Source organism: Micrococcus lylae (assembly GCF_900163825.1).
In the GTDB taxonomy this organism is placed as follows: domain Bacteria; phylum Actinomycetota; class Actinomycetes; order Actinomycetales; family Micrococcaceae; genus Micrococcus; species Micrococcus lylae.
Map to the genome: position 1 here is coordinate 67699 of NZ_FUKP01000045.1, position 7647 is coordinate 75345.

The 7647-nt window shown below is 72.9% G+C and carries 6 protein-coding genes; all 6 read right to left on the reverse strand.

The window, feature by feature from the left end:
- Position 1 precedes the first annotated feature (1 nt).
- The 6 genes from FM125_RS06940 to FM125_RS06965 all read right to left on the reverse strand — a co-directional run bounded on the left by FM125_RS06940 (position 2) and on the right by FM125_RS06965 (position 7092).
- Complete coding sequence (locus tag FM125_RS06940; RefSeq protein ID WP_067191138.1) at positions 2-1699, reverse strand: CTP synthase; 1698 nt, start codon at positions 1697-1699, stop codon at positions 2-4.
- A 14-nt stretch (positions 1700-1713) separates the two neighbouring features.
- Entirely contained in the window at positions 1714-3468 is a 1755-nt protein-coding gene (gene recN, locus FM125_RS06945) for a DNA repair protein RecN (protein ID WP_067191111.1), read from the reverse strand.
- Positions 3465-4544, reverse strand: coding sequence for an NAD kinase (locus tag FM125_RS06950; protein ID WP_067191109.1), 1080 nt, complete (start codon positions 4542-4544; stop codon positions 3465-3467). Before FM125_RS06950 ends, recN begins: the two co-directional genes overlap by 4 nt.
- An 81-nt stretch (positions 4545-4625) precedes the next feature.
- Positions 4626-5420 (reverse strand): TlyA family RNA methyltransferase, encoded by a 795-nt coding sequence (locus FM125_RS06955; protein WP_067191107.1) that lies wholly within the window; start codon positions 5418-5420, stop codon positions 4626-4628.
- A complete protein-coding gene (locus tag FM125_RS06960) occupies positions 5417-6223 on the reverse strand; it encodes an HAD-IIA family hydrolase (RefSeq protein ID WP_067191105.1) in 807 nt (268 codons plus the stop codon). Before FM125_RS06960 ends, FM125_RS06955 begins: the two co-directional genes overlap by 4 nt.
- Positions 6223-7092, reverse strand: a complete 870-nt coding sequence (locus tag FM125_RS06965; protein WP_087134093.1) for a hypothetical protein — start codon at positions 7090-7092, stop codon at positions 6223-6225. Before FM125_RS06965 ends, FM125_RS06960 begins: the two co-directional genes overlap by 1 nt.
- Positions 7093-7647: the final 555 nt, after the last annotated feature.

Below are 7647 nucleotides of genomic sequence, written 5' to 3' on the forward strand. Positions count from 1 at the left end.
CTCAGGCGTCCTGCCGGTTGTCGAGGACGGCCTGGACCAGTCCGGCGAACAGCGGGTGGGCGTTCGTCGGGCGGGACTTGAACTCCGGATGCGCCTGGGTGGCGATGTAGTACGGGTGCTGGTCCCTGGGCAGCTCCACGAACTCCACGAGGGAGCCGTCCGGGGAGGTGCCGGAGAAGACCAGCCCGGCCTCCTCGAGCTCCCCGCGGTAGCGGTTGTTCACCTCGTAGCGGTGGCGGTGGCGTTCGGTGACCTCGCTGGTGCCGTAGGCCTCGGCGGCGACGGAGCCGGGGACCAGGGTCGCCGGGTAGGAGCCCAGGCGCATGGTGCCGCCGAGGTCGCCCTCGCCGGCCACGATGTCCTTCTGCTCGGCCATGGTGGCGATCACGGGGTGGTCGGTGTCCTGGTCGAACTCGGTGGACTGTGCGTCGGCCCAGCCGAGCACGGTGCGGGCGTACTCGATCACCATGGCCTGCAGGCCGAGGCAGAGGCCGAGGGCCGGCAGGCCGTGCTCGCGGGCGTGTCTCAGGGCGCCCACCTTGCCGTCCACGCCGCGGATGCCGAAGCCGCCGGGGACGCAGATCGCGTCCACACCGGCCAGCGCCTGGGCGGCGCCCTCCGCGGTCTCGCACTCGTCCGAGGGGACCCAGCGGATGCTGACGCGGGCCTGGTGGGCGAAGCCGCCGGCTCGCAGGGCCTCGGTGACGGACAGGTACGCGTCCGGCAGGTCGATGTACTTGCCGACCAGGGCGATCTCGACCTGGTGCCTCGGCTCGTGGACGGCCTCCATGAGCGTGTCCCACCGGGTCCAGTCCACGTCCTTGAACTTCATGTCCAGGGCCTGCACGGCGTAGGCGTCGAGACCCTGGGCGTGGATGGTCTTCGGGATGTCGTAGATCGACGGCGCGTCGGGGCAGTTGATGACGGCGTCGGCTGGCACGTCGCACATGCGAGCGATCTTGCCGCGCACATCCTCCGGGACCTCGCGGTCCGAGCGGAGGACGATCGCGTCCGGCTGGATGCCGATGCTGCGCAGGGAGGCCACGGAGTGCTGGGTCGGCTTGGTCTTCAGCTCGTGCGACGGGCCGATGTACGGCACCAGGGACACGTGCAGGAAGAAGACGTTCTCCCGGCCGATGTCCTGGCGGACCTGGCGGGCGGCCTCGAGGAACGGCTGGGATTCGATGTCGCCGACGGTGCCGCCGATCTCGGTGATGATCACATCCGGGGCCTGCTTCCCCTCCGCCGGGGCGGCGGGAAGGCGCATACGGCGGCAGATCTCGTCCGTGATGTGCGGGATGACCTGGACGGTGTCGCCGAGGTACTCGCCGCGGCGCTCCTTGGCGATCACGGTGGAGTAGACCTGACCGGTGGTGACGTTGTTGACACCGTCGAGGTCCTCGTCGAGGAAGCGCTCGTAGTGGCCGATGTCGAGGTCCGTCTCGGCCCCGTCCTCGGTGACGAACACCTCGCCGTGCTGGAACGGGTTCATGGTCCCGGGATCGACGTTGAGGTACGGGTCGAGCTTCTGCATCACCACGCGGAGGCCGCGAGCGCGGAGCAGGTGGCCGAGCGACGACGCGGTGAGGCCCTTGCCGAGAGAGGACGCCACGCCACCGGTGACGAAGATCTGGCGGGTGACCGCGCTGGACTTCTGAAGACGAGAATGACGTTGCACCACGGAATTCGAGCGTACCACCGGGCGCGGCCCGTTCACCCCTGGTGTCCCTGTGGACCCTGGGCCAGCAACTCCCGGGCGTGCGCGCGGGCGGCGGTGGAGTCCGCGTGCCCGGCCAGCATGCGTGCCAGCTCCTCGATCCGCTCGTCCGCGTCCAGGACCTTCACGTCCGAGGTGGTGACGCCGGCGTCCGGGTCCGAGTTCTTGCGCACGTGCACGTGGCGGTCCGCGCAGGCGGCGACCTGCGGCAGGTGGGTGACGCAGATGACCTGCACGTGTTCGGCGAGCCGGGCCAGCCGGGCGCCGATGGCCACCGCGGCCTCGCCGCCCACGCCGGCGTCCACCTCGTCGAAGACGAAGGTCGGGACGGGGTCGGTGGCGGCCAGGACCACCTCGAGGGCGAGCATCACGCGGGAGAGCTCGCCGCCGGAGGCGCCCTTGCCCAGGGGTCGTGGCTCGGCGCCGGCGTGGGGGCGCAGCAGCAGGGCCACCTCGTCCGCGCCGTGCGGGCCGTACTCCCCCTCCGGCAGCGGGGTGAGCCCCACATGGAAGGAGGCGTCCGGCATGAACAGCGCGTGCAGCTCCTCGGTGACCTGTTCCTCCAGGCGCGCGGCGGCCTGGCTGCGCAACCGCCGCAGGGCGGCGGCCCGCTCGGCGACCTCGGCGCCGGAGGACTCGATGAGCGCGGCGAGTCCGTCCAGGCGGTCGGTGTCCCCCTGCAGCTCGTCGAGGCGCGGACGCTCCCGCTCGGCCCAGGCGATCACGTCGGACAGCTCCGGGCCGTAGAGTCGCTGCAGCCGGGTGAGCTCGGCCAGGCGCGCCTGGGCCGCGTCGAGGTCGCCTTCGGCATCCGCGTCCAGGTCGGCCTGGTACCGGGCGATGTCGCCGGCGATGTCGTTGAGCACCACGGCTGCCTCCCCGAGCCGGCGGGCGGCCTCGTCCAGCTCCTCCTCCTCGCCGGGGGCGGCCAGCAGCTCCTGGCGGGCGGACTCCACGAGGGCGATCGCCCCGGGCACCTCCTGCCCCGCGTCCGGGTCGGCGCCGGAGAGGCGGCCGTAGGCACCGGCGGCGGTGGCCCGCAGCTGCTCGTGGTCCTCCAGCCGGCGGATCCTGGCACGGACGGCCTCGTCCTCTCCCGGTTCCACGGCGGCCTCGTCGATCTCCTCGAGGCTGCGCTGCAGGGCGTCCGCCTGACGGGCGCGTTCCTGGAGGGCGGCGGTGAGCTCGGCGTGCTCAGCGGTCGCGCCCTTCCAGCGCGCGTGTGCGGTGCGGTAGGCGGCGAGCTCGGCGGCGAGCTCCTCCCCCGCGAACGCGTCCAGGGCCCGGCGCTGGGCTCCGGCGGACCGCAGGCGCAGCTGGTCGGCTTGGCCGTGCACGGCCACCAGGTGGGCGCCCACCTCGCTGAGCAGGCTCACGGGGGCCGAACGGCCGCCGACGGCCGCCCGGGAGCGGGTGCCGCCCCCGTCGGAGGTCGTGGCCACGGTGCGGTTCAGGACCAGGTCCACCGGGCCGTCGTCGTCCTCCGCCTCCACCACGGCGCCGGCCGCCTCGGCGAGGCTGAGCGCACGGCTGTCGGCGGATACGCGCAGGCCTGCGTCCACGACGGCGCGCCGGGCGCCGTGGCGGACGGTGCCCGCGTCGGCGCGGCGGCCCAGCAGCAGGCCGAGGGCGGTGACGACCATCGTCTTGCCGGCGCCGGTCTCCCCCGTGACGACGGTGAAGCCGGGGTCCAGCTCCACGTCCGCGGCGGAGATGACGCCGAGGTCGGCGATGCGCAGGTACTCGATCACGGGCGGTCCTCCGTGGATGACGACGGCCCCCTCTGCCCGCGCAAGTCGACCACCGGCAGCGCCGCGGTGGCCGGCGGCACGACGACCGGACGGGGGGCCGCGTGACGTGGCTCGACGGTCTCGACGGCGGTGCGGGTCGCCTCCGCACGGTCCTCACCGGTGACGGGACCGCGCCAGCCCTCGGTGGGCAGCTGGAACTTGCGCACGAGGCGTTCGGAGAACGGGGTCAGGGACAGACGGGCCAGGCGCACCGGCTCAGCGGAGCGGGAGACCTCGATGCGTGCCTCCGGCGGCAGCTCGACCGTCCGGCGGCCGTCGCACCAGAGGACGCCGTTCTCGTTCGTCCGTGTGAGCACGTCCACGGTGAGCGTGGACGCCGGACCCACCACGAGCGGGCGGGAGAAGAGCGTGTGGGCGCTGATCGGCACGCAGAGCAGGGCCTCCACGCCGGGCCACACGACGGGCCCGCCGCCGGAGAAGGCGTAGGCGGTGGAGCCGGTGGGCGTGGCCATGACGACGCCGTCGCAGCCATAGGAGGACAGCGCGTGATCGTCCACGGAGACCACCACCTCGAGCATGCGCTCGCGGCTGGACTTCTCCACGGAAGCCTCGTTGAGGGCCCAGGTGCGGGCGACCTGGCGCCCTGCGACCTTGACCACCACGTCCAGGGCCATGCGCTCGTCCACGGTGTACCGCTCGCCCGCGACGGCCTCGACGGTGTGCTGCAGGTCGGTGCGCTCGGCCTCGGCCAGGAAGCCGACGTGCCCGAGGTTCACCGCGACCAGCGGAACCTGCGAGCCGCGCACGAGCTCGGCGGCGCGGAGCACGGAGCCGTCGCCGCCCAGGACGAGGCCGATGCTGATGTCCGCAAGGCTGCAGTCCCGCCCGAGGATCTCGGGGGCGAAGTCCTCGGCGCCGGGGGCGAGCTCGCGGACGGCGGCCTCATCGGTGTCGAGGAGGACGGCGCGCAGCCCGGCGTCCTCCAGCATGTCGACGGCCTGCAGGGCGGCGGCGATCGCGTCCTGGCGGCCGGTGTGGGCGAGCACGAGGGCGCGGCGCGGCGCGGTGGCGGACATGGGTTCCTCCCGGACGTGTCTCACCGACGGCCGGCGGGCCGACGGCGCGGTCGTCCCAGCATAGTCAGCGGGGCTGACCCCTCAGGCCCAGTCCACATCGGCATGACCCGGGACGTCTTCGAGGACGGCGGAGGCGGGCGCGTCCGTGCGCCGCAGGTGCAGGAAGAACTCGACGTTGCCGTCCTGCCCGGGCAGCCCGGAGCGGGCCAGTCCCCGCGGGGCCAGTCCGGCGGCCGCGGCCGCCTCCAGCACCCCCGCCACCGCACGACGACGGTCGGCCGGGTTCGTCACGACGCCCGACTTCGGCAGGGCGGCCTTGCCCACCTCGAACTGCGGCTTGACCATGAGCAGCAGGTCCGCGCCGTCGACGCAGACGCCGGCAAGGGCGTCCACCACCAGGCGCAGGGAGATGAACGACAGATCGGAGACGACCAGCTCCACGGGACCGTCGACGTCCTCCGGCACGAGGGTGCGCACGTTCAGCCATTCCCGGACGAGGACGCGGTCATCGGTGCGCAGCACCTCATGGAGCTGGCCGTGGCCGACGTCCACCGCCGCGACGTGGGCGGCGTCCCGTTCCAGGAGGACGTGGGTGAAGCCGCCGGTGCAGGCGCCGGCGTCGAGACAGCGGCGCCCGGCCACGGCGACGTCCGGAAAGGCGTCCAGGGCGCTGACGAGCTTGTGCGCGGCCCGGGAGACGTACCGTGGACCGTCGTCGGCCACGGTGAGTGCCGTCGTCGGCAGGACGCGCTGGGAGGCCCGGGCGACGGGTCTGCCATCGGCGAGGACGAGGCCGGACTTGATGAGGGCGGCCGCCTCGGTGCGGGATCGGGCGAGACCGCGCTCGGCCAGCGCCACGTCTGCGCGGACCCTCACCGGTCGATCTCGGCGGCCAGTGCCGTCATGTCGTCGACGATCCAGCCGGGGCGGTCGGCCTCCCGGGCCTGTTCCGCCGACTGGCGGGTGTCGATGCCGGTGAGCACCATGACCGTGTCGAAGCCCGCGGCGTTTCCGCCGCGGATGTCCGTGTCCAGGCGGTCCCCCACGACCAGCGGATTCACCAGCCCGAGCTCACGGGCAGCGGTCTGGAACAGGTGGGGCTCCGGCTTGCCGGCCGCTACCGGGCAGGTGCCCGTCGCGTGGGAGACCGCTCCGACGAGGGCGCCGTTGCCGGGTGCCACGCCTTCGGCGCGCGGGATGGACAGGTCCAGGTTCGTGGCGATCCACACGGCCCCGGCGTTGACGGCGTAGGCGGCTTCCGCCAGCTGTGCCCATCCGACCGACGGGTCGAACCCCTGGACGACCGCGTCGGGACGGTCGGATGCCGAGCAGACGACGCGGTATCCCGACTCCCCGAGCAGGCCGGCCAGGTAGTCCGAGCCGACCGCCAGCACGCTCGCGCCGGCCGCCACGTGCTGCCGCAGCAGCGCGACACCGGCCTGGGCCGAGCCGAAGACGTGCTCGGCGTCGGTGGGGACGCCGAGGTCTCGCAGGTGGTCCGCCACGGTCTGCGGGGACCGCGAGGCGTTGTTCGTGACGAAGGCGACCGGGATGCCTGCCTCGATGAGCGCGGCCAGGGACTCGACGGCCCCGGGGATGGCACCGGCGCCGGCGTAGACCACGCCGTCGAGGTCGCAGAGCAGGCCGTCGTGACCGTGGAAGAACCGCGCAGTGGACATCAGTCACGCTCCGACGGGTCCACGGCGCCGTCCTGCGCGTGCACGGCATCCTCAGCGGCGTCCGCGTCGGTGCCATCCTCAGCGACGTCCGCGTCGGTGCCATCCTCAGCGACGTCCGCGTCGGTGTCTGAGACGGCTTCCTTGCCTGCCGCCTCGGGTTCTGCACGGGCGGCGCGCTCGGCGTCCTGGGCGGCACGGCGCTCGGCTCGCTCCTCCTCGGACGGGCCGGTGTCGATGTCCACGATGTCAGGGTCGGCGAAGCTTCCCATGCCGAGGGCCTTCTCTGCGACGCGCACGTAGTGCTGCCACTGACGAGACTCCTTCTCCTGGCCGAGGGCGGAGAGCACGTCAGCGTAGCGCTGGAACAGGCGCGGAGAGAAGGGGTACCCGCGGCGACGGTCGAGCTCAGGAATCTCCAGCGCCTTGCGCGCGGCGTCGAGGTCGCCGATGTCCTCGTAGGCTCCGGAGAGCACCATGACCAGTTCGACGCGGGCGTCCCGGTCCAGCGTGGCCATGTCGATCTCGGACGCCAGCTTCACGGCCTTCTCGGAGCGGCCGAGGGCGCGCTCGCAGTCGAGCTGCGCAGCGATGTGGGTCTCGTCGCCGGTGATGCGGCGGTAGGTCCGGAACTCACGGAGCGCTTCGTGCCATTCGCCGGCGACATACGCGGTCAGTGCGACCGCCTCGCGGACACAGGCCAACCGACCGCCGCGCCGGCTGGCGGCCAGCGCATGCTGGAAGGCCTGGGCAGGGTCGTCGTACATGAGACGGCCGGCCATCACGAGGTGCTTGGAGACCCAGGCTGCCTGCTTCTCGTCCAGACCCTGGACCTGCTTGAGCGTAGCTCGGTCGAGTTCCTTGCCGGTCACATCCTCGTCGATGTCAGGAGAACGCCCCTGGTCCACACGGTTGGAGGCGCGCAGGTCCTTGGGATTGTGCGGCGGCTTGCCGGACGTGGACTTCTCAACACGGCCCCTCCCTGCGCCGGCGCGCCCGTGGCGCCCAGGCCGCCCCCCACGGCGCTCGTCGTCACGACGACGCTCTCCGCCGGCACGGGCACCTGATCCGCCGCGTGTGCCGACGTCGCCGTCGAGACGACCCTCACCGCCCTGCCCGCGGCCACCACGATGAGGACGGCCCGACCGCAGGGGACGGCCCTGGCCCGAACCACGGCGCCGCCCGTTCTGGGCCCCTCCCCCGTCACGATCGTCATGACGGTGCTCGGATCGGTGGTCCCGGTCACGGGAGTCGCTCATACAGGGGTCCTTACTACTCGAGGGAAGAATGCTGGAGCCGCCCACGCACACAGCGGATCGACTTCCCATCGTACGACGAGAAGGCCAGGGCAGCCTCCGCCAGAGACAGCGGTGGGCACTGGTCCAGCCGGCACCGGCAAGAGAAGGCCCCGCGCACCAACACACCAC

Coding starts and splice junctions, on each gene's coding strand:
- FM125_RS06950 (WP_067191109.1), bottom strand. CDS start 4,544: ATGTCCGCCACCGCGCCGCGCCGCGCCCTCGTGCTCGCCCACACCGGC.
- FM125_RS06960 (WP_067191105.1), bottom strand. CDS start 6,223: ATGTCCACTGCGCGGTTCTTCCACGGTCACGACGGCCTGCTCTGCGAC.